Source organism: Alcaligenes sp. CHO6 (genome assembly GCF_037120595.1).
GTDB lineage: Bacteria > Pseudomonadota > Gammaproteobacteria > Burkholderiales > Burkholderiaceae_B > Alcaligenes > Alcaligenes ammonioxydans.
This window is the reverse complement of record NZ_JBANCI010000002.1, coordinates 327,738-347,593: the sequence shown is the minus strand read 5'-3', so window position 1 is coordinate 347,593 and position 19,856 is coordinate 327,738. Positions and strand designations below refer to the sequence as shown.

Annotated in this window: 19 protein-coding genes; 6 read left to right on the top strand and 13 right to left on the bottom strand. The window is 59.1% G+C overall.

Annotation, left to right across the window (positions count from 1 at the left end; translation table 11 throughout):
- Nucleotides 1–271: 271 nt before the first annotated feature.
- The 6 genes from gloA to glyQ are packed head-to-tail and all read right to left on the bottom strand — an operon-like array spanning nucleotide 272 to nucleotide 5,871.
- A complete protein-coding gene (gloA, locus tag V6936_RS09570; RefSeq protein ID WP_003803488.1) occupies nucleotides 272–667 on the bottom strand; it encodes a lactoylglutathione lyase in 396 nt (131 codons plus the stop codon).
- Nucleotides 668–696: 29 nt separating this feature from the next.
- Nucleotides 697–1,578, bottom strand: coding sequence for a M48 family metallopeptidase (locus V6936_RS09565; protein ID WP_301606843.1), 882 nt, complete (start codon nucleotides 1,576–1,578; stop codon nucleotides 697–699).
- A complete protein-coding gene (locus V6936_RS09560) occupies nucleotides 1,544–2,293 on the bottom strand; it encodes a lysophospholipid acyltransferase family protein (protein ID WP_003803484.1) in 750 nt (249 codons plus the stop codon). Before V6936_RS09560 ends, V6936_RS09565 begins: the two co-directional genes overlap by 35 nt.
- Before the next feature lies 1 nt (nucleotide 2,294).
- Complete coding sequence (gmhB, locus tag V6936_RS09555; RefSeq protein ID WP_003803481.1) at nucleotides 2,295–2,834, bottom strand: D-glycero-beta-D-manno-heptose 1,7-bisphosphate 7-phosphatase; 540 nt, start codon at nucleotides 2,832–2,834, stop codon at nucleotides 2,295–2,297.
- The gene (glyS, locus tag V6936_RS09550) at nucleotides 2,834–4,966 is read right to left on the bottom strand and encodes a glycine--tRNA ligase subunit beta (RefSeq protein WP_336579789.1); all 2,133 of its coding nucleotides are present in this window, start codon (nucleotides 4,964–4,966) and stop codon (nucleotides 2,834–2,836) included. The genes gmhB and glyS overlap by 1 nt, the downstream gene beginning before the upstream one ends.
- Nucleotides 4,966–5,871, bottom strand: a complete 906-nt coding sequence (gene glyQ, locus V6936_RS09545) for a glycine--tRNA ligase subunit alpha (RefSeq protein WP_003803477.1) — start codon at nucleotides 5,869–5,871, stop codon at nucleotides 4,966–4,968. The genes glyS and glyQ overlap by 1 nt, the downstream gene beginning before the upstream one ends.
- A 242-nt stretch (nucleotides 5,872–6,113) precedes the next feature.
- Here glyQ and V6936_RS09540 point away from each other — a divergent pair, with 242 nt between their 5' ends.
- Both V6936_RS09540 and V6936_RS09535 read left to right on the top strand, forming a co-directional pair.
- Entirely contained in the window at nucleotides 6,114–6,881 is a 768-nt protein-coding gene (locus V6936_RS09540; RefSeq protein ID WP_003803475.1) for a crotonase/enoyl-CoA hydratase family protein, read from the top strand.
- 39 nt (nucleotides 6,882–6,920) lie between these two features.
- Entirely contained in the window at nucleotides 6,921–8,441 is a 1,521-nt protein-coding gene (locus V6936_RS09535) for a fumarate hydratase (protein ID WP_003803474.1), read from the top strand.
- 148 nt (nucleotides 8,442–8,589) lie between these two features.
- Here the strand turns inward: V6936_RS09535 and V6936_RS09530 are convergent, their stop codons facing one another.
- Nucleotides 8,590–8,874, bottom strand: a complete 285-nt coding sequence (locus V6936_RS09530; RefSeq protein ID WP_336579788.1) for a hypothetical protein — start codon at nucleotides 8,872–8,874, stop codon at nucleotides 8,590–8,592.
- A gap of 242 nt (nucleotides 8,875–9,116) precedes the next feature.
- Between V6936_RS09530 and V6936_RS09525 the strand changes: the two genes are divergently transcribed.
- The 3 genes from V6936_RS09525 to V6936_RS09515 all read left to right on the top strand — a co-directional run bounded on the left by V6936_RS09525 (nucleotide 9,117) and on the right by V6936_RS09515 (nucleotide 12,310).
- A complete protein-coding gene (locus V6936_RS09525; RefSeq protein ID WP_003803472.1) occupies nucleotides 9,117–9,395 on the top strand; it encodes a hypothetical protein in 279 nt (92 codons plus the stop codon).
- A 139-nt stretch (nucleotides 9,396–9,534) separates the two neighbouring features.
- The gene (locus V6936_RS09520; protein ID WP_003803469.1) at nucleotides 9,535–10,740 is read left to right on the top strand and encodes a putative DNA modification/repair radical SAM protein; all 1,206 of its coding nucleotides are present in this window, start codon (nucleotides 9,535–9,537) and stop codon (nucleotides 10,738–10,740) included.
- A 52-nt stretch (nucleotides 10,741–10,792) separates the two neighbouring features.
- Nucleotides 10,793–12,310 (top strand): UdgX family uracil-DNA binding protein, encoded by a 1,518-nt coding sequence (locus V6936_RS09515; RefSeq protein WP_301607459.1) that lies wholly within the window; start codon nucleotides 10,793–10,795, stop codon nucleotides 12,308–12,310.
- Here the strand turns inward: V6936_RS09515 and folK are convergent.
- Genes folK through hda form a run of 4 tightly spaced genes read right to left on the bottom strand, consistent with a single transcriptional unit; the run spans nucleotide 12,294 to nucleotide 15,569 of the window.
- A complete protein-coding gene (gene folK / locus V6936_RS09510; protein ID WP_059318699.1) occupies nucleotides 12,294–12,779 on the bottom strand; it encodes a 2-amino-4-hydroxy-6-hydroxymethyldihydropteridine diphosphokinase in 486 nt (161 codons plus the stop codon). The genes V6936_RS09515 and folK overlap by 17 nt on opposite strands.
- Nucleotides 12,776–14,155 (bottom strand): polynucleotide adenylyltransferase PcnB, encoded by a 1,380-nt coding sequence (gene pcnB / locus V6936_RS09505; RefSeq protein ID WP_059318700.1) that lies wholly within the window; start codon nucleotides 14,153–14,155, stop codon nucleotides 12,776–12,778. The genes folK and pcnB overlap by 4 nt, the downstream gene beginning before the upstream one ends.
- Before the next feature lie 10 nt (nucleotides 14,156–14,165).
- Nucleotides 14,166–14,867, bottom strand: coding sequence for an HAD family hydrolase (locus V6936_RS09500; protein WP_003803460.1), 702 nt, complete (start codon nucleotides 14,865–14,867; stop codon nucleotides 14,166–14,168).
- 3 nt (nucleotides 14,868–14,870) lie between these two features.
- Nucleotides 14,871–15,569, bottom strand: coding sequence for a DnaA regulatory inactivator Hda (gene hda, locus V6936_RS09495; protein WP_003803457.1), 699 nt, complete (start codon nucleotides 15,567–15,569; stop codon nucleotides 14,871–14,873).
- Between the two features lie 54 nt (nucleotides 15,570–15,623).
- Here hda and purM point away from each other — a divergent pair, with 54 nt between their 5' ends.
- Nucleotides 15,624–16,673: a phosphoribosylformylglycinamidine cyclo-ligase gene (gene purM / locus V6936_RS09490; RefSeq protein ID WP_059318701.1), complete on the top strand. Its 1,050-nt coding sequence runs from the start codon at nucleotides 15,624–15,626 to the stop codon at nucleotides 16,671–16,673.
- 364 nt (nucleotides 16,674–17,037) lie between these two features.
- On the opposite strand, the gene miaA is transcribed toward purM, so the two are convergent.
- Together miaA and mutL are read right to left on the bottom strand one after the other, a co-directional pair.
- Nucleotides 17,038–17,976 (bottom strand): tRNA (adenosine(37)-N6)-dimethylallyltransferase MiaA, encoded by a 939-nt coding sequence (miaA, locus tag V6936_RS09485; RefSeq protein ID WP_059318702.1) that lies wholly within the window; start codon nucleotides 17,974–17,976, stop codon nucleotides 17,038–17,040.
- Nucleotides 17,973–19,847: a DNA mismatch repair endonuclease MutL gene (gene mutL / locus V6936_RS09480; protein WP_059318703.1), complete on the bottom strand. Its 1,875-nt coding sequence runs from the start codon at nucleotides 19,845–19,847 to the stop codon at nucleotides 17,973–17,975. Before mutL ends, miaA begins: the two co-directional genes overlap by 4 nt.
- Nucleotides 19,848–19,856: the final 9 nt, after the last annotated feature.

The window sequence follows — 19,856 nt, the reverse complement described above, 5'->3', positions numbered from 1 at the left end:
TTATTGGTAAAACGGAGAGTGGACGACAGCAAGACGGCTCGGAAAGAGTGGCAAGCAGCAGGGGGGCGGGAACGTGGCGTGGAAGGCGGGACCGGCAAGGGGCGGTGTGAAAGAGACGTGGAAAGACAATGCGTCAGAAAGAGAGAGGAGGTACAAAGGATCGGGAGGAAAGGAAGGGGTGCAGCAGCCCGCGGGCAAGGCGTGTCATCACTGAGACGTTTTGACGGCCAGACAATCAAAAACCGGCCTCTCAAGGCCGGTTCCGTTGGCTTTAATCCACGCGCCCTTTGGCCTGGATCAGTTCAATTTTATAGCCGTCCGGATCTTCCACAAAAGCAATCACGGTCGTGCCGTGCTTCATGGGGCCGGCTTCGCGTACCACCTTGCCACCACGGGCCTTGATGTCCTCACAGGCTTTGTAGGCATCGGGCACTTCCAGTGCAATGTGGCCGTAGCCATTGCCCAGATCATAAGAAGGGGTGTCCCAGTTGTGGGTCAGTTCCAGCACAGCGGCTTCGGATTCGTCCTGATAGCCCACAAAAGCCAGTGTAAAGCGGCCGTCCGGGTAGTCGGACTGGCGCAGCAGCTTCATGCCCAAGACCTCGGTGTAAAAGGCCAGAGAACGGTCCAGATTGCCGACACGCAGCATGGTGTGCAGGATACGCATAAGGTAGAGCTCCTAGAGTTCAACCTGCCTTAAAGCAGGGGCAGGGTGCCTGGATCATACTGTCGTAGCTGATTGCGCGCATGGACAAAATCAGGATAGAGCGTTTCGACTAAAGCCCAGAAACGAGGACCGTGATTCATCTCTTGCAGATGCGCGACCTCGTGAGCGACGACGTAATCAATGATGGATGGGTGAAAGTGTATCAGGCGCCAGTTCAGCATAATCGTTCCGTCGCTATTGCAGGACCCCCAGCGTTTGGCGGGGGCGGCCAGACGTAATTTGCTGGCGCGCAGGCCTGACAGGTCCAGGTAGTGTTGCAGCCGCTGCTCAAACCACTGTTTGGCCTGTTTCTGCAGCCAGGCCTGAGTCAGCTCTTGAACGCGCAACGGCTCCGCATCGACTGGCAGGGGAAGCAATAGGCGCTGGCCCTGTCGGATCTGGCCCAGCATGCCCTCGAAATGAATCTGTTGAACCTGCGGGTCCAGGTCAAGACGGATCGGTGTTCCCATAAAAGGCAGGGTATCGCCATCGACCCACTGCAGGCTTTGCAACGCCAATTGTTCGCGACGCTGTTGGTACTCGCGCAGCTTGCGCAGTATCCAGGCGCTTTTGCTATGCAGAATTTGTTCGGCCTGGCTGAGTTTGACCCAGGAGGGCAGAGCGACGGTCAAGCCACTGTCATTGATAGTCAGGCCTAAAGTGCGGCGACGCGAGCGCTTGAGCTGATAACCGATAAGTTGACCCTCCAGCTGCACCTGCTGCCACTGTACGCCTTCGGGCAGGGTCTCGGGCCGAACCGTTAAATCAGCTTGGGGTGACACAGCAGAACCGGCAGGCGGCCGGGCGGGCCGCTGCGCCGGGTGGGGGAAGGCCGTGTCAGGAAACAGGGCCAGTTGTGGGGGGACCGTCATAGCGTTCCGGATTCAAGACGCGCATTTCGGTTTCAATCCAAGTTTGTACGCGTTGGTTGACTTCTTCAGGGGTCAAGCCCGTGGGATCAATGGGCGGCCCAAAGGAGATAGTAACCAAGCCCGGCGTCTTGATAAAGGCATTGCGACGCCAGCATTCGCCCGCGTTGTGCGCCACAGGGATGACCGGTGTGCCCGTACGGCTGGCCAGCAAGGCGCCGCCCATTTTGTAGCGGCCTGTCGTGCCTGGTGCGGTGCGGGTGCCTTCGGGAAACAGCAAGGGCCAGCGGCCTTCGTCAATGCGTTGTTGGCCAATCTTGATGACTTGTTCAAAGGCATCGCGGCCTTTGGCACGGTCAATCGGGATCATGCGCAGCAAAGCCAGCCCCCAGCCAAAGAAGGGCACTTTGTGCAGCTCGCGCTTGTAGACAAAGCACACCTGGCGCGGCATGTACGAGGGAAAGAACAGTGTTTCCCAGGCCGACTGGTGCTTGGACAGGATGATGGCCTTGCCATCAGGCAGGTTTTCCCAGCCTTTGGTCTGCCAGCGTATCCCCAGGATCGTGCGCGCACCCCAGATAGCCAGGCGTGGCCAGCCGGTCGTAAAGCGATAGCGTATATCTAGCGGCAAAGGGGCGATGAGCAGGCAGGCAAATGCGTAGGGAATGACGGTGATCAACAAGAACAGTTGATAAAGTGAAGCGCGGATAATGCCCATATCAGTTTCCGTGGAGCCATTTGTCGACAACAGCGGCCAGGTCGGCCTCGACGCGCGTGCCTTCGGGCAAGCCGCCTTTCTCTAAAGTACGCATGCCTTTGCCAGTCTGGACCAGCCAGGGCGCACAACCGGCCTGGCTGGCCGCTTGCAGATCGCGCAAGGAATCGCCTACCGAGGGTACGGTTTGCAGGTTTACTTCATAGCGCTGTGCAATGTCGCGAAACATGCCGGGGGCAGGCTTGCGGCAGGCGCAGCCATCATCGGGACCGTGCGGACAAATAAAGATGGCGTCGATCAAACCGCCCAGCAAGGCCAGCTCCCGACGCATCTTGGCGTGGATGGCGTTTAGCGTGGTCATGGAAAACAGACCACGCGCCAGACCGGACTGGTTGGTGGCAATCACCACCTTCCAGCCGTTTTCGGTCAGGCGGGCCAAGGCCTCCAGACTGCCTGGAATGGCCTCCCACTCTTGCGGGCTTTTGATAAAGGCATCGCTGTCATGGTTGATGACACCGTCCCGATCAATGATGGCAAGTTTCACTAGTTGGCCAGCCTGGAAAGATCCGCAACCTGGTTCATCAGTGCATGCAGCTTGGCAAGCAGGGCCAGACGGTTGGCGCGGATGGCTGGGTCTTCGGCCATGACCATGACGTCCTGGAAGAAGTTGTCCACGGCACCACGAGCCTGGGCCAGGGTGGCCAGGGAGGCGTCAAATTCACCCGCTTCAAACTGGGCCTGGGCCACAGGCTGCAATTCCTGAATCTTGGCAGCCAGCTCGCGCTCGGCTGGTTCGACCAGCAGCTTGTCGTCCAGCGTTGCCAGTTCGCCTTCGGCTTTCTTGAGCAGATTGCTGACGCGCTTGTTGGCAGCTGCCAGGCTCTCGGCTTCAGGGCGCTGGGCAAAGGAGGCGCAAGCCTGTATACGGGCGTGCACCTGCTCCAGCGGTGGACGCAGCGCCAGCACGGCATCCACCACGCTGCGCTCGTAATCGTTGCTGAGCTGGTTACGGTAGCGTTCATAAATGAAGGCTTGGACCGCATCGACCGTGTCAGTAGCCAGCACGCCATCCTTGAAGAAGGAGGCAGTGGTGTTCAGCAGGGTATCCAGATTCAGGCGGTTGGCCTTCAATTGGGCACCGGCCTGCAATTGCTCGTAGGCGCTGATCAGGCCCAGGGCCGCACGGCGCAGGGCGTAAGGATCGCGCTCGCCGGTTGGAGCCAGACCAATGCCCCAGATACCGACCAGAACTTCGGCACGCTCAGCCAGGAACAGAATGGCTTGAGTCAGGCTGGCTTCTGTGACGGGCTGGTCCAGACGGTGACGGTATTGCTCGCGAATCGCCAGCACGATGTCCTCGGGCTCGCCATCGCCTTGGGCGTAGTAAGCCCCCATCACGCCTTGCAGCTCGGGGAATTCGCCCACCATATTGGAGTTCAGGTCTGCCTTGGCCAGAAGGGCGGCACGACGGGCGTGCTCTTCATTGGCACCCAGTTGCTTGGCGATGTAGCCAGCCACGGATTGCAGACGCTCGATACGGTCCAGCTGCGAACCCAGTTTGTTGTGGTACACGCTGCCAGCCAGTGTAGGAACACGTTCGGCCAGCGTCTGTTTGCGATCGGTTTCAAAGAAGAACTGGGCGTCCGCCAGACGGGGGCGAACCACGCGCTCGTTACCTTCGATGATGTTGCTGGGATCGTCCACCTTCATATTGCTGACGATCAGAAAGCGATTGGTCAGTTTTTGTGTGGCAGGGTCAAACAGCGGGAAATACTTTTGATTCAGACGCATGGTCAGAATCAGACATTCGGACGGCACTTGCAGGAACTGCTCGTCAAACTGACCTACGTACACCGTAGGATATTCGACCAGAGCCGTCACTTCGTTCAACAGGGCTTCCACCTCGGGGTCATTGCCCAGTGTGGCGTTCAGGCGCTTGGCTTCGGCTTCCAGTTCTGTGCGAATTTGCTCGCGACGCGTTTCGAAGGAAGGAACCACCCAGCCTTGCTCCTGAACTTGGGCGACCCAGCTATCGGCATCACGGATGTCGAAGGGGGCGTCACACAGGAAGCGGTGGCCGTGTGTCTGGCGACCGGCTTGCAGGCCCAGCGCGCTGACGGGAACAATCTCTGAACCCCACAGGGCGACCAGACCGTGGGCAGGGCGCACAAAGCGGACGCTGCTGACACCATCGGCCAACTGGTAACGCATCACTTTAGGGATGGGCAGGTGGGTGATGGACCATTCCAGGGCTTCCTGCAGGCCATCCTTCAGAACGGCGCCGGTGGCAATGCCGCTGGCGTACAGGTAGTCCTGCTTGCCATCGGACTCGCGCAGCAGATCGCTGGCCTTCAGATGTTCCAGACCTTTGGCGGCCAGACGCTTGGCCAGGGCCGGGGCGATTTCCCCATTGGCATCCAGGCCGATATGGGCGGGCATCAGTTTTTCGGTATAAGGCTGGTCTTCAGCCTGCTGGTAGGCGGCGCTGAACCAGGCAGCCAGACGGCGTGGCGTAGCGTAAGCACGCACTTCGCAGTTTGGGGCCAGCAGGGCCTGTTCGCTCAATACTTTTTGCAGACCGTCACTAAAGGCCTGTCCCAGCTGTTGCAGCGCCTTGGGGGGCAGTTCTTCAGTAAAGAGTTCAATCAGCAAAGGCTGTGTCGTGGAGGCGTTCATTACTTGGCCTCCGGGGATGTGTTGCTCAGCATGGGGAAACCTAGGCGTTCGCGGGAGTCGTAGTAAGCCTGTGCGACAGCGCGGGACAGATTGCGGATACGGCCAATATAGGCAGCGCGCTCAGTCACACTGATGGCGCCGCGGGCATCCAGCATATTGAAGGTGTGGGCAGCTTTCAGCGTTTGTTCGTAGGCAGGCAGGGCCAGCGGCACATCGATGATGCGCTTGGCTTCGGCTTCGTAGTCGTTAAAGTGCGCAAACAGAACGTCGGTGCTGGCGTGCTCGAAGTTGTAGGTGGACTGCTCCACTTCGTTCTGGTGGAACACGTCGCGGTAGTAAATACGCTGGCCGTTGTGACCTTCGGTCCAGACCAGATCGTAGACGCTTTCCACGCCTTGCAAGTACATGGCCAGACGTTCCAGACCGTAGGTGATTTCGCCCGTGGTTGGCGTGCAATCCAGGCCGCCTACTTGCTGGAAGTAGGTGAACTGGGTGACTTCCATGCCGTTGAGCCAGACCTCCCAGCCCAGACCCCAGGCGCCCAGCGTGGGGTTCTCCCAGTCATCTTCCACAAAGCGGATGTCGTGCGCCTTGGGGTTGATGCCCAGGGCCTCCAGCGAGCCGATGTACAAGTCCAGAATGTTTTCAGGCGCAGGCTTGAGCACGACCTGAAACTGGTAATAGTGTTGCAGGCGGTTGGGGTTGTCGCCGTAGCGCCCGTCCTTGGGACGGCGTGAAGGCTGCACATAGGCCGCGCGCCAGGGCTCGGGGCCAATAGCCCGCAAAAAGGTTGCCGTATGGGAGGTTCCTGCACCGACTTCCATGTCGTAGGGCTGAAGCAGAGCGCATCCGTGCTTGTCCCAGTATTGCTGGAGCGTAAGTATGATTTGCTGAAAGGTGAGCATGAGCAATGGCCAGTAAAGCGAGAATCTGCAAAATTTTTCTATTTTAGCGTGAACTGCGCCCTTACAGCAGAAAAGCGCCTGCAATGCCTGGTTTTGGCCGTCCGGACTACGGGCAAGCGCTGTTTGTACCGGGCGGTCAGCTGGCATTTGGACGTATCATATGCGTTTGTCCAAATACTGCTTATTTGCTGGCCTGATTCCCGAGCGGGAGCCCGGGCCGCAATTTACAGGAGGCTAGGTCCATGAGTGAGCTTGTCACGCTAGAGCGTAAAGGCAAGGTATTGTTGATTACCTTGAACCGTCCCGAGGCACGTAATGCCATTAACCTGGAAACGGCCCAGGCGCTGGCCCAGGCGCTTGACGCGTTCGACGCCGACTCCACTATTGCCGTGGGCGTGCTGACGGGCGCAAACAACACATTTTGTGCTGGTATGGATCTGAAGGCCTTTGCCAAAACGGGTCAGCGTCCCTATGTGGGTGACCGAGGCTTTGCGGGTATTTGCGAACGTCCACCCGCCAAGCCCCTGATTGCCGCGGTGGAAGGCTACTGTCTGGCGGGCGGCTTTGAGATTGCCCTGTCCTGTGACCTGATTGTGGCTGCCAACAATGCCAACTTTGGTCTGCCTGAAGTCAAGCGTGGCATTGTGCCCGGTTCCGGCGGCATGGTGCGTTTGCCCAGTCGCATTCCGTACCACATGGCCATGGAGATGGTGCTGACTGGCGGCATGTACCCGGCTGCCCGTATGGCCGAACTGGGCCTGGTCAGCCGTCTGGCCGAGCCCACCCAAGCCACTGAGCAGGCGTTGGAGCTGGCCGCCCAGATTGCTGCCAATGGTCCGTTGGCCGTGCAAACCGCCAAAAGCATTATTTCCCAGTCGCGCGACTGGCGTCAGGCGGATCTGTTTGATCTGCAGCGCCCTCGCATCGCCGGCATCTTCACCTCTGCAGACGCCAAAGAAGGCGCGACGGCTTTTGCCGAGAAGCGCGAGCCTGTCTGGCAGGGCAAGTAGTTTCCCCTTGTTCATCCCGTTTTTGATATTGACGCCACCATGACCACCATTAAAGAAGACGATCTGATTCAGTCCATCGCCGATGCGGTGCAGTTCATCAGTTACTACCATCCCACTGATTATCTGGAGCATCTGGCCCGCGCCTACGAGCGTGAGCAGAACCCGGCGGCCAAAGATGCCATCGCCCAGATCCTGACCAACTCGCGCATGTGCGCCGAGGGCCACCGCCCCATCTGTCAGGACACCGGGGTGGTGAACGTATTCCTGAAAGTGGGGATGGGTGTGCGTTTCGATACCCAGCGCTCCTTGCAGGAGCTCTGTGACGAGGGGGTGCGTCGCGGTTATCTGAATCCGGATAACCCGCTGCGGGCCTCCATCCTGAACGACCCTCTTTTCACGCGCAAGAACACGCGCGACAACACCCCCTGTATCGTGAATGTCGAGCTGGTCGCCGGCGATCAGGTTCATATTCAGGTTGCAGCCAAGGGCGGTGGCTCGGAGAACAAGAGCAAGTTTGTGATGCTCAACCCCAGCGACTCCCTGGTGGATTGGGTTCTCAAGACCGTTCCTACGATGGGTGCGGGCTGGTGTCCTCCCGGCATGCTGGGTATTGGTGTGGGCGGCACGGCCGAAAAAGCCATGCTGATGGCCAAAGAGGCCCTGATGGAAGACATCGATATGTACGAGCTGCTGCAACGCGGCCCGCAAAGCAAGCTGGAAGAGCTGCGTATCGAGCTCTACGAGAAGGTCAATGCCCTGGGCATCGGCGCTCAGGGTCTGGGTGGTTTGACTACTGTGCTGGATGTGAAGATCAACACCTTCCCGACCCATGCCGCTTCCAAGCCTGTAGCCATGATCCCCAACTGTGCCGCGACGCGCCACGTCCATTTTTCGCTGGACGGTAACGGCCCCGCCGAGTTGGTTCCTCCTCCTTTGTCAGCCTGGCCTGACATTCACTGGGCACCGGATTACAACAAGTCCCGCCAGGTGAACCTGGACGAACTGACGCCAGAAGAGGTGGCTTCCTGGAAACCTGGTCAGACCCTGCTGCTGTCGGGCAAGATGTTGACGGGCCGTGATGCGGCTCACAAACGCATCCAGGACATGCTGGAAAAGGGTGAGTCCCTGCCTGTGGACTTCACCAACCGCGTGATTTACTACGTGGGCCCGGTTGACCCCGTGCGTGACGAAGCCGTTGGTCCAGCAGGCCCAACCACCGCTACTCGCATGGACAAGTTCACCGAGATGATGCTGTCTAAAACCGGCCTGATCTCCATGATCGGCAAGGCCGAACGCGGCCCGGCCGCCATTGAGGCCATCCGTGCTCACAAATCGGCCTACCTGATGGCCGTGGGTGGTTCCGCGTACCTGGTTTCCAAGGCCATTCGCAATGCGAAAGTGGTGGCTTTTGAAGATCTGGGCATGGAAGCCATTTACGAGTTCGAGGTTCAGGATATGCCCGTGACCGTCGCGGTGGATTCGCAAGGTGTGTCCGTGCACAACACCGGCCCCGCTGAATGGCGCAAACGTATTGCAGAGATCTCTTTGGTCGCTGTGTAAGACGTAAAGCGGGAAGCTTGGGCTTCCCGGCGTTGTTGATAAAAAACCCGCATGAGTGTTTCTGGCCTGCTTGTAAAAGCAGCGTCAGTACAGCATTCAATGCGGGTTTTCTTTGGCCTGGACACTGGCTCCTTTTAGCATCACCCGTTCAGGACCTGAGCAACAAGCCTCGCAGCCGCAAATCCAAGGCTGCCAGCCCTTTTGCCAAGCGGGCATCGTCATCCTCGTTCTGGGCTACCCAGAATGCGGTTTCGGCCAGACTGCGGTAAATCAGACAAGCCAGGGCATGGGGGGCTGCCCGTTCAATTCGGCCTTGATCCATCAGCGCCTGGTTCCTGGCTCGGCGGGCAACTGGTGCATGCGTATGGTGTGCAGGCCAATCCGGGGCTGAGCAGTGTGGGATCGGGTGTTGTGTTTCTGCTGCTCTGGGCACAGGTATTGCGTCGCCAAAACTGGATTCGGGAAGGTGGCAGGCTGTCTCTTTGGGTTTCACCAAGCGCAAGCGCGGGTTATTGCGGATTGGTATCTGGCATGCGTACTGCGACGATGATTGTCAGAACTCATTGAAATATTCTGTACATCGTTATGGTGTACGGTATAGGGATGCTTTCTGGCTGACCACCGAGGGGGCCCACACAAGCGGCCCATAGAGGTGGTCTTAATCAAGGGCCTTGTATGACGCAACTTCAGCGCTCCACCACTATTCCGCAGCTCAACCCCATGATTTGGAACACGCTTGAGCTTGTGCGTTTACGCCAGACTCCCTGGCACAAGAAACAAGCCGTGTTTGAACAACTACAGTCGCTGGGATTAGTTCAGGCCATCCCACAAACGACGCAGACTCCTTCTCCTTTTCCCGCGCCTTTGATTGCCATGTTGACCGAAGAAGGACGGCAATTGCTGGAGGCTCGCTCTCATCATCAAGAGGCATTGATCAAGCTGCTGGACGCTTGACTGTCGCTATAACGGGCCTGACGGTCAGCTGCCTGGCAGCTTGACCGGTGCAGGGTTCTCTTTTTTTGCCGAGTCGCAGGCTTGGTGACGCCGTCGCTGAAAACGGTATAATACTGTTTTTATATACAGCAATGGTGCCATGGAGCTTGCGCGCAAACTTGAGATTCTGGCTGACGCGGCCAAGTATGATGCCTCGTGCGCCAGCAGTGCGGCCCCCAAACGGGATTCCCGTGGGCGCACGGGTCTGGGCGCCAGTACCGGTGCCGGTATCTGCCACAGCTTTACGCCGGACGGACGCTGCGTTTCGCTGCTCAAGATACTGCTGACCAATTTTTGCCAGTATGACTGCCTGTATTGTGTGAACCGGCGCTCCAGCAACGTGCCACGCGCGCGTTTTCGGCCTGCAGAAGTGGTGGATCTGACGCTGGATTTTTATCGGCGCAACTATATAGATGGGCTTTTCCTGAGCTCGGGCATCATCCGCAGCTCGGACTACACCATGGAGAGTCTGGTCGAAGTGGCGCGTTCCTTGCGCGAGGATCATCATTTTCGTGGCTATATCCACCTTAAAACCATTCCGGATGCCGACCCGCAGTTGATCACGCTGGCAGGCCAGTACGCGGACCGGCTCAGCGTCAATATTGAGCTTCCCACGGATGCCGGCCTGAATCGCCTGGCTCCGGAAAAAAGCGGTCACACGATCAAGCGGGCCATGGGGGTGATTCGTCTGGCCCAGGAGCAGGCCCAGCAAGAGAAACGGCCCAAGGTGCCGGCGGGGCAAAGTACGCAGATGATCGTGGGGGCCGATGCGGCCGATGACCGCAATATTTTGCAAACCGCCCAGACGCTGTACGGGGCTTACAAGCTCAAACGGGTGTATTACTCCGCTTTTAGTCCTATTCCGGATAGTTCCTCGGCGCTGCCGGCGCAGCCGCCCCCGCTCTTGCGCGAGCACCGTCTGTATCAAGCCGATTTTTTGTTGCGCAGCTACGGGTTTCGGGCCGAGGAACTGTTTCAGAATACAGGCGACCTGCCTTTGGATATTGATCCCAAGTTGTCTTGGGCCTTGTCGAACCGGGATATTTTTCCGGTGGATCTGAACCGGGCCCCTGAACGACTGATTGCCCGTGTGCCGGGCATTGGTATTCGCAATGCCAAGCGTCTGGTGGAACTGCGTCAGATGCGGGCTATTCGATACCAGGACCTGATCCGTTTGCGTTGCTCTATCCGTACATTGCAGCCTTTTGTTGTGGTGCAGGATTATCGTCCCGGGCTAGCCGAGGCGGCCTCCGACACCTTACGTCGCATGCTGTCGAGCAATCCGCAGCAACTGAGCCTGCTATGAGGCCCGCTTGCCAGCTCTCCGCGTGGCCGACACCCGGCAAGGGCAGGCCCGGATGGTAACCCTGCAGGTAGACGGGGGGTACGCTGGCTGGCGGGAACAGGCTTTACGTGCTCTGGCCGCCGGCTGGGCACCGGAACAACTTTGCTGGGCAGACTCCTTCGCGGAACCGGGGCCCAGGGCGGGGCAAATCGGGCTGGAATATGAGCTCTCCCAGTCGCTGCCCCCCGCAACTGAGGTGTTGCAAGAGCCCCAGGGGCATGAACCCGCCAACCGGCCGTCGGTCCGTATTTCAAAAGGACTGGCTGCTTTGCTGCAAGATGCGGCGTTGTGCCGTACTGCACAGCGATGGGCCTTGCTCTATCGTGTCTTGTGGCGCTGGCACCACGGTGATCGCAGTGTGGAGTCCGTGGCCGACGAGGATGGGGCGCGTTTGTATGAGATGGCCAAGGCCGTTCGCAAGGAAAAGCACGACATGATGGCGTATGTGCGGTTTCGCCATTGTGGAACGGGCCAGTTGCCTGAGTACTGGGCTTGGTTTGAGCCCGAGCACGATGTTCTGGAGTGGATCGCTGATTATTTTTCCAGACGGATGGGGGGAACCTCTTGGTGTATTGCGACGCCTCGGCGTGTGGCGCTGTGGGATGGTCATACGCTGCAGCTACGGGATGCGCCGGACGATCTGAAAGCCCGACAGGCTGGTCCGGGGCAGGACCAGGTAGAAGCCTTGTGGCTTCGTTATTACCAAAGCATTTTTAATCCCGCGCGCTTGAATGAAACGGCTTTGCAGCAGAGCATGCCGGTTCGATTCTGGAAGGGTTTGCCTGAAGCGAGCCTGATTCCGGCCATGGTCAGTGAGGCCCGTCGTGGAGCCCGACGAGTCGGGCAGTTCAGTGCGGTAAGTCAGATGCCAGGCAAGGTGATTGCGATCCAGGCCGACCATGCACAGCCCGAACGCAGTGCGCCGTCGGTCCTGGAGGCCTGTCGTCGCTGCGGCCTTTGGGAGCACGCGACACACGGGGTGCCGGGGGAGGGCCCGGCAAGGGCCCGCATGATGCTGCTGGGGGAGCAGCCTGGCGACTACGAGGATTTGGCGGGGCGCGTTTTTGTAGGGCCTGCCGGGCAGATTCTGGATCAGGCATTGCAGCGTGCCGGTATTGAGCGCAACGCGCTGTATCTGAGCAATGCCGTCAAGCATTTCAAGTGGAAAGCGAGGGGTAAGCAGCGTTTACATGTCAGTCCCTCCCAGGCCGAAGTGCAGGCATGCGGGTATTGGCTGCAAGAGGAACTGGCGCGCCTTGAACCGGCTGTCATTGTTACGCTGGGAGCCACCGCCTTGTCTGCTTTGCTGGGGCCTGAGCGACGGCTTGCCGAATATCTGGCCAAACCTTTTCTCTGGGGGCAGACTTGGGTCATTGCGACCTGGCACCCCTCCTATGCGCTGCGTGTGGGCAATGCGGCCCGTCGTGAAGAGATTGTCAGCAGCATTGCCCAGGTGCTGCAAATGGGGTGGCAGCGGGCTGCAGAGCCGGCTGCGGACAGGGCTGAAAGCAGCCTTAGCCCAGCCGTGTGATGGCCTGGTCGCGCACCTGGGCAAGCAAGTCCTTCACGCTGCCTTGCGCCAGTTCAAGCTCAGGTGCCAGATCAGCCAGCGGAACCAGCACAAAGGCACGTTCGTGCATGCGCGGGTGTGGCACGGTCAGCCGTTCGGTGTCGATTTGTTCTTGACCGTAAAGCAGCACGTCCAGATCCAGAGTGCGGGGCGCATTGCGGTACAGGCGAGTGCGACCGTGCTCTTGCTCGATGGCTTGCAGTCTGTCCAGCAAATCCTCGGGAGCCAGCGTACAGGTGAATCGGGTGACGGTGTTGACGTAGTCCGGGCCACTGGAATCCACCGGTGCGGTGCTGTAGAAGTGCGCCAGTGTCAGATCCTGGATGCCGGGAGTAGTGGCCAGCTCTGCCGCCGCGGTTTCCAGTGTCTGACGTGCCTGACCCAGGTTCGCACCCAAGGCCACATAAACCGTTGTTCCGGCTGTGCTCATGCTGCATTTCCGCTGCTGGTACTGCTGCGCTTGGCATTGGAGCGGCGGCGGCGCGTGCGACGTTGTCCGCTGCGAGAGCCCGTGGCGGTCGCTGTAGTGGGTTTGCGCACGGCAATCATGGTGCTGCGCTCCTCGTCGCCTGCATCGGCCAGATCCATCCACCACTGTGCCTGCACGCTATCGACTTCTTTGGCTTCAGCACGAAGTTGTAAAAAGTCCACAGCGGCGCGAAAACGGGGCTGTTCGGTCATGCGCCAGATTGCACGGTTGGCGACGCGTTCAAAACGCGGCTGCATGAACCAGATTTCCCGCATATCCGATTGGAAGCGCTTTTGGATCGGCATGATGCGGCTTTGCTTTTCCAGAACCAGGTCGGCGGCCTCCAGCAGGGCTTGTTGAGGATGCATGTCCTGGCTGCTGCGTCGGTCCCACTCCTGCTTGACCAGTTTCCAGAGCAGGCAGGCATAAATAAAGCTGGGGCTGACGGATTTGCCGGCGCGCACACGGGTGTCGGTACGGGCCAGGGCCATATCCAGAAATTCCGCGCCGCCGGGCAGGCGCTGAACCGGCTCCACCATAGGCAATAGTTTGCTGTGCAGGCCCAGCGCTTGCAGGCGCTGTATGCAGTCCATGGCGTGACCGCAGTTCAGCAGTTTCAGCGTCTCGTCGGCCAGACGGGACTCGGGCACGTTCTCGATCAGACGTGACAAGGAACGGATCGGCGCGTCGGTGGCTGGTTCGATGGTGGCATCGAGCTTGGAGGCAAAGCGCACGGCGCGCAACATGCGTACCGGATCTTCGCGATAGCGGGTTTGCGCATCACCAATAATGCGCACCTGACGGTTTTTCAGATCGGCTACCCCGTTGTGGTAGTCGATGACGGTCTCGGTCAGCGGGTCGTAATAGAGCGCGTTCAGCGTAAAGTCACGGCGTGCGGCATCGTCCTCGATGGTGCCGTATTCATTGTCGCGCAGGATACGGCCATGCTCGTCCGTTTGTTTGCCGCTGTCATCGGCCCGGAATGTAGAGGTCTCGATGACTTCCTGACCAAAGACCACGTGGACCAGACGGAAGCGGCGCCCAATAATGCGTGCGCGACGAAACAGAGGACGGATCTGTTCGGGCGTGGCATTGGTGGCCACATCAAAGTCCTTGGGCTCCAGGCCCACCAGCAGATCGCGCACGGCGCCACCAACGACATAGGCTTGATAGCCTTCATGGTTCAGGACCTCGCACACTTTGATGGCATGACGCGAGACCAGACGCCGGTCTATGCCATGTTCTTCACGTGTGTAGCGGCGCGGCCCTTTGGGACGCGCGCTTTTGGCTGGTTTGAGCAGCCGATCGACAAATGTTTTTATTGTTCGCTTTAGCATGCGTCTGATTTTACGATTTGCTGTCCATCATGTCAGCGAACAAATCGATGACTTCCCAATTACGTTCGGTCGCTACGGCGCGCAGTTTGTCGCTGGGGTTGGTGGCAACGGGGTCCGTCACCACTTCCATCAGGGGCAGATCGTTGGGCGAGTCGCTGTAGAACCAGCTGCGCTCGAAGTCGGACAGGGATTTGTCCATGGTCTGCAACCATTGTTGCACACGGGTAATCTTGCCAGCCTGAAAGCTGGGCACACCACTGATCTTGCCCGTGTAGCGACCTTCCTTCATTTCGGGGGTGGTGGCTATCAGGTGGTCCACGCCCAGCGCGGCGGCAATGGGGCGGGTCACAAATTCGTTGGTGGCAGTCACAATCGCCACCAGATGGCCCTGATCCTGGTGTTTGGCCAGCAACTCGCGGGCAGCCGGGCTGATCGAGGGCAGGATCACGGCTTGCATGAACTCGTCCTGCCAGGTCAGCAGTTCTTCCTGGCTGGCGTTGGTGAGCAGGCCCAACATGAATTCGGCCGATTCTTCGGCCGTCAACAATCCCTGGTTATAGCGTTCCATCAGTTCTTCATTCAGACGGATGGCTTGGACAGGATCGCCGACGCGGCCGGTACGGGCCAGAAAGTCTGCCCACTGGTAATCGCTATCTAAAGGAAGCAGGGTGTGGTCCAGATCAAACAGGGCAATAAAAGAAGAAGCAGTCATGACTCAACTAGAAGATTGGGTCTGGCTGTTGGCCAGAAGTTCTTTGAGCAGGGGTAAAGTGATGGGGCGTTTCTTTACCAGTGAATAGTTGTCCAGCGCATCAATCAATGCGCTCAGGCGGTTCATATCGCGATCGTAGTGAGTCAGTATCCAGCTGAGCACTTCTGCTTGCAGTTGCAGCCCGCGGGCCGCAGCCCGCTGTTGCATGGCTTCGGCCCGGTGGGCGTCCGACAGGTATTCCAGCCTGAACACCAGGTCCCACCCCAAGCGTGTGCGCAAGTCCTCGCGCACGGACATGGTTTTGGGAGCCCGGTCGCCGGAGACCAGCAGTGTGAAGGCGTCTGGCCGGGTGGCCGACTCGCGCCAGCGATTGTACAGTGCAAATACGGCAGCCTGTCCGTGCTCGTCAAAACGTTCGATATCGTCGATGGCTAAAAGGCTGGGAGGGGCTTTGTCATCGGTAGCGATGTCAAAGATGGGCTGGAAAGGAGTATCTGCACTAAAATAGCGGCTGTCGTCTCGACTGGCCATCGCCCGCAGCAGATGTGTTCGACCTGCACCGGGCGGTCCCCACAGGTAAACCGCGCGTCCTGGACTACACTGACGCAGAGCCTGCAACGCAGCCTGATTCGCTCCGGCAACAAAGTTGTCCAAAGAGGCAGGCGGTGCTGGAGATATATCCAGAATCAGTTGCTCGGTCATGTGTCGTACAATTTCGTCCAACTCGCAATTTTCACATATCCCACGGCTTTTCCCATGAAAAACACTACTTCTGTTTCCTTGACCTACCGCGATGCAGGCGTGGATATCGACGCGGGCGATGCCCTGGTCGACCGTATTAAACCACTGGCTGCCAAAACCATGCGTGCAGGCGTCATGGCTGGAATCGGAGGCTTTGGCGCTTTGTTTGAAGTGCCTACCCACCTTAAAGAGCCCGTTCTGGTGTCCGGCACCGACGGTGTTGGTACCAAACTACGCCTGGCATTTGACTGGCAGCGCCACGACACTGTGGGTATAGACCTGGTGGCCATGAGTGTCAACGACATTCTAGTCCAGGGCGCAGAACCCTTGTACTTTCTGGATTATTTTGCCTGCGGCAAGTTGTCGGTGGATACGGCAGCCCAGGTGGTCGGTGGTATTGCCAAGGGGTGTGAACTGTCCGCTTGCGCCCTGATCGGTGGCGAAACAGCCGAGATGCCCGGCATGTACCCCGAAGGTGAGTATGACCTGGCTGGTTTTGCAGTGGGTGCGGTGGAAAAATCCCGCATTATTGATGGCAAGTCCATTGTGCCAGGGGATGTGGTCTTGGGTCTGGCCTCCAGCGGCGCCCACTCCAACGGCTACTCGCTGATCCGCAAGATTCTCAAGCATGCCAATGCCAAGCCGACTGACGAGCTTGATGGCCGTCCGTTGGCGGATGTGGTCATGGAGCCCACCCGCATCTATGTGAAATCCGTCCTGGCTGCCCTGGCTGCCCACGGTGCGGACATCAAGGGTCTGGCCCATATCACGGGTGGCGGATTGCTGGAGAACGTGCCCCGTATCCTGCAAAAGAACCTCACCGCCCGTCTGAATCGTGATTCCTGGACCATGCCAGCCTTGTTCCAGTGGCTGCAAGCCAATGGCAACGTAGCGGACGAAGAAATGTACCGCGTGTTCAACTGCGGTATTGGCATGATCATGATTGTTCCTGCCGACAAGGCTGAGGCCATCAGTGCAACCCTGTCCGAGCATGGGGAAACCGTTTACACGCTGGGCGAGATCCTGGAACGTCAGGAAGGGCAGGCGCAGACTGAAGTGGTGTAAACCACGGAGATCGCGTTAACCCATGAAGCGGAAAAAGGCAGCGACAGGCTGCCTTTTTTTTGCCCTGTTCCCGTCCCTGACGCTGCCCCCGATTCAGTTTGCAGTCCCCAGGCTCGGATTTTTCGACCTTGCTTCCCAGCCTCGACGCTCTCCCTTGATCCAAGCTCAGGTGCCAAGCCAACATCGCCATGCTGCCCCCTCGCGTTGAGGTAGGGCTTTGGGTCTGCAAACTTGGCCCATCGTCTTGCCTCAAGGCCTGGAACCGACGTCTTACGCGAATCGCCGGGGCCTCATCTCTATCTTGTCGTTTGCTCTTGTGTGCCGGGCTTATGGCTTGTGCGCACAGCGCTGGCCTGCCAGATCCTCATGCAGGCCAGTAGTGGCGCGCTGCCGCTACGACGTGTTCGGCTGCCTGCGGGTCCTGGCAGTTGAATTGCAAACGGCCAGGCTCGGAGCGCAGCCAGGTTAATTGGCGTTTTGCCAGTTGTCGGGTAGCGGCAATGGCCTGCTCAACAGCCTGTTCCAGGCTCACCTCACCGTCCAGATAAGCCCAGAGTTGCCTATAACCTACACACCGGATGGAGGGCAGACCCGGGTGCAGATCAGAGCGCTGATGCAATTTTTCGACCTCCTGCAGCAGACCCTGCTCGATCATGTCCCGGTAACGGGTGGCGATGCGACGGTGCAGCCAGGCCCGGTCTTGGGGCTCCAGACTCAGGGTGATGTAGTGGTGGCTCTTTTCTTGCGGCTGGGCTTTCTCTTGTAACCAGTCGCTCATGGTTTTGCCGCTGATATGAAAAATTTCCAGAGCACGCTGAATGCGCTGGCTGTCGCGTGGGGCCAGCCGGGCGGCGGTGTCCGGGTCGATACGGCGCAGTTCTTCATGCATCGCGGGCCAGCCGATTTCCTGGGCTCGCTCATCCAGTTGTCGCCGGATGACAGGATCTGCCTGCGGCAGGTCATTCAGCCCTTCACGCAGGGCTTTGTAATACAGCATGGTGCCGCCGCACAGCACGGGGTAACGTCCGCGCGCCTGGATGCCTTGAATCAGGCGGCTTGCGTCGCTGGCAAACTCGGCAGCCGAGTAGCTCTCTGCCGGATCGCGAATATCCAGCAGGTGGTGGGGGATAGCGGCTTGTTCCTGAGCACTGGGCTTGGCCGTGCCAATGTCCATGCCACGATAAATCGTCGCTGAATCCATCACGATCACTTCAATCGGCCAGTATTGGGCCAAGGTGTGCGTGGTGGCGCTTTTGCCGCTGGCGGTGGGCCCTGCCAGGCAAAGAATGGGTAAATCGTTCATTGTCCACGCATAAAAAGTTTGTCCAGCTCACTCAGCGTCCATTGGAACCAGGTGGGGCGGCCATGATTGCACAGGTCGGCCCGGTCGGTTTGCTCCATTTTGCGCAGCAGGGCGTTCATCTCCGGGATGCTCAGGCGGCGGTTGGCGCGCACGGCACCGTGGCAGGCCATGGTGGAGAGCAGCTCGTTACGTTGTTCGTCCAGGTGGCGTGAGGAGCCCACCTGAGCCAGGTCGCGCAGAACAGCCCGGGCCAGGGATTCAATATCGCCTTGTGCCAGCAGTGCAGGAACGGCGCGCACAGCGATTGTGGCAGGGCCAGCCGGATTCATGCTCAAGCCCAGTTCGCTCAGGGTGTCGTGATGCTCGTCCAGCAAAGCAAGGTCCGTTTCCGAACAACTGAACACTACCGGTACCAGCAAATCCTGGCGGGGCAGATCGCGGCCATCGAGCGCCTGCTTCAACTGTTCATACACCACCCGCTCATGGGCGGCATGCATATCCACCAGAATCATGCCCTGACGGGTTTCGGACAGAATGTAGACACCGTGCAACTGGCCTAGTGCCATGCCCAGGGGGAACTCGTCAATAGCCGTGTCGGTATCGCTTTGATAGTGGGTGGCGGGAGGGTTGTCGTGCGTTGGCTCAATGGGGCGGTACAGGGATTTCCAGTCCGCATTGCCGCCCCCCGCGGGTTCGCGCAGACTAAAACTGGATTGCCAGCCTTGACGGGCCGGATGGCTGTAAGGCAGGGACGGTTCGTGGCTACTGTACTCGCCTGATGAGCCCAGGCTCGCAGCGCCCGCCGGTGAGGCAGAAGCCATGTCGGGCAAGGAGGTTGCGCTTTGTGGCAGGGGCATGGCGGCCACCGGTGTATCGCCGGCCATGCTGCCCTGAGCCAGAGCTTGTCCGACCGCCTGCAAGACAAAGCGGTACACGGCGCCACTGTCGCGAAAGCGAACCTCGTGCTTGGCCGGGTGCACGTTCACATCCAGCGTAGAGGGGGCAATGTCCAGAAAGAGCGCATAGGCAGGTTGGCGATCCCCGTGCAGCACATCGGCATACGCGCTGCGTATGGCGTGCGATACCGTGCGATCGCGTACAAAGCGGCCATTGACGAACAGGAACTGCTTGTCTGCGTTGGGGCGAGCATGGGCCGGGTGGATCACCAGCCCGCGCAAGCCAATCAAACCTTGTTCTTGAGCCACGGGCAGGCTTTGTTCGATGAACTCCTTGCCCAGAATATCCAGCAGACGCTGTTCCAGGGTGCCACTGCGCCAGTGACGCTGCGGCTTGTCATTGTGGAACAATCGAAAAGCGATCTGTGGTTGAGCCAGAGCGATGCGCTCCAAGGCGGTCACACAGTGACCGTATTCGGTTCCTTCGGTGCGCAGAAATTTGCGGCGTGCGGGAATATCGTCAAAAAGCTGGCGTACATCCACATGCGTGCCAATCTGCCCCGAGGCTGGTTGCGGTTCACTCAGGCCCAGCGAATATTCCCAGGCGTGCGGATCTTCCTGGGTGCGCGAATTGATGGTCAGGCGGGCCACCGAGGCAATGGATGGCAGGGCCTCGCCCCGAAAGCCCATCGAGGCAACGGATTCCAGCTCGTCCAGCGAGCGGATTTTGCTGGTGGCGTGCTGCAGCAGCGCCAGGGGCAGTTCGTCCTGGGGAATGCCGTGGCCGTCGTCGCTGACACAGATGCGGCGTATGCCTCCGCCGTCCAGGCGAATCTCGATGGCACTGGCTCCGGCGTCAATGGCGTTTTCCAGTAGTTCTTTCAGGACCGATGCCGGGCGCTCAATAACCTCACCGGCTGCAATTTGGCTTACAAGCAGGTCCGGGAGTGGGATAATACGGCGTCGTGATGACATAGGGCGGCT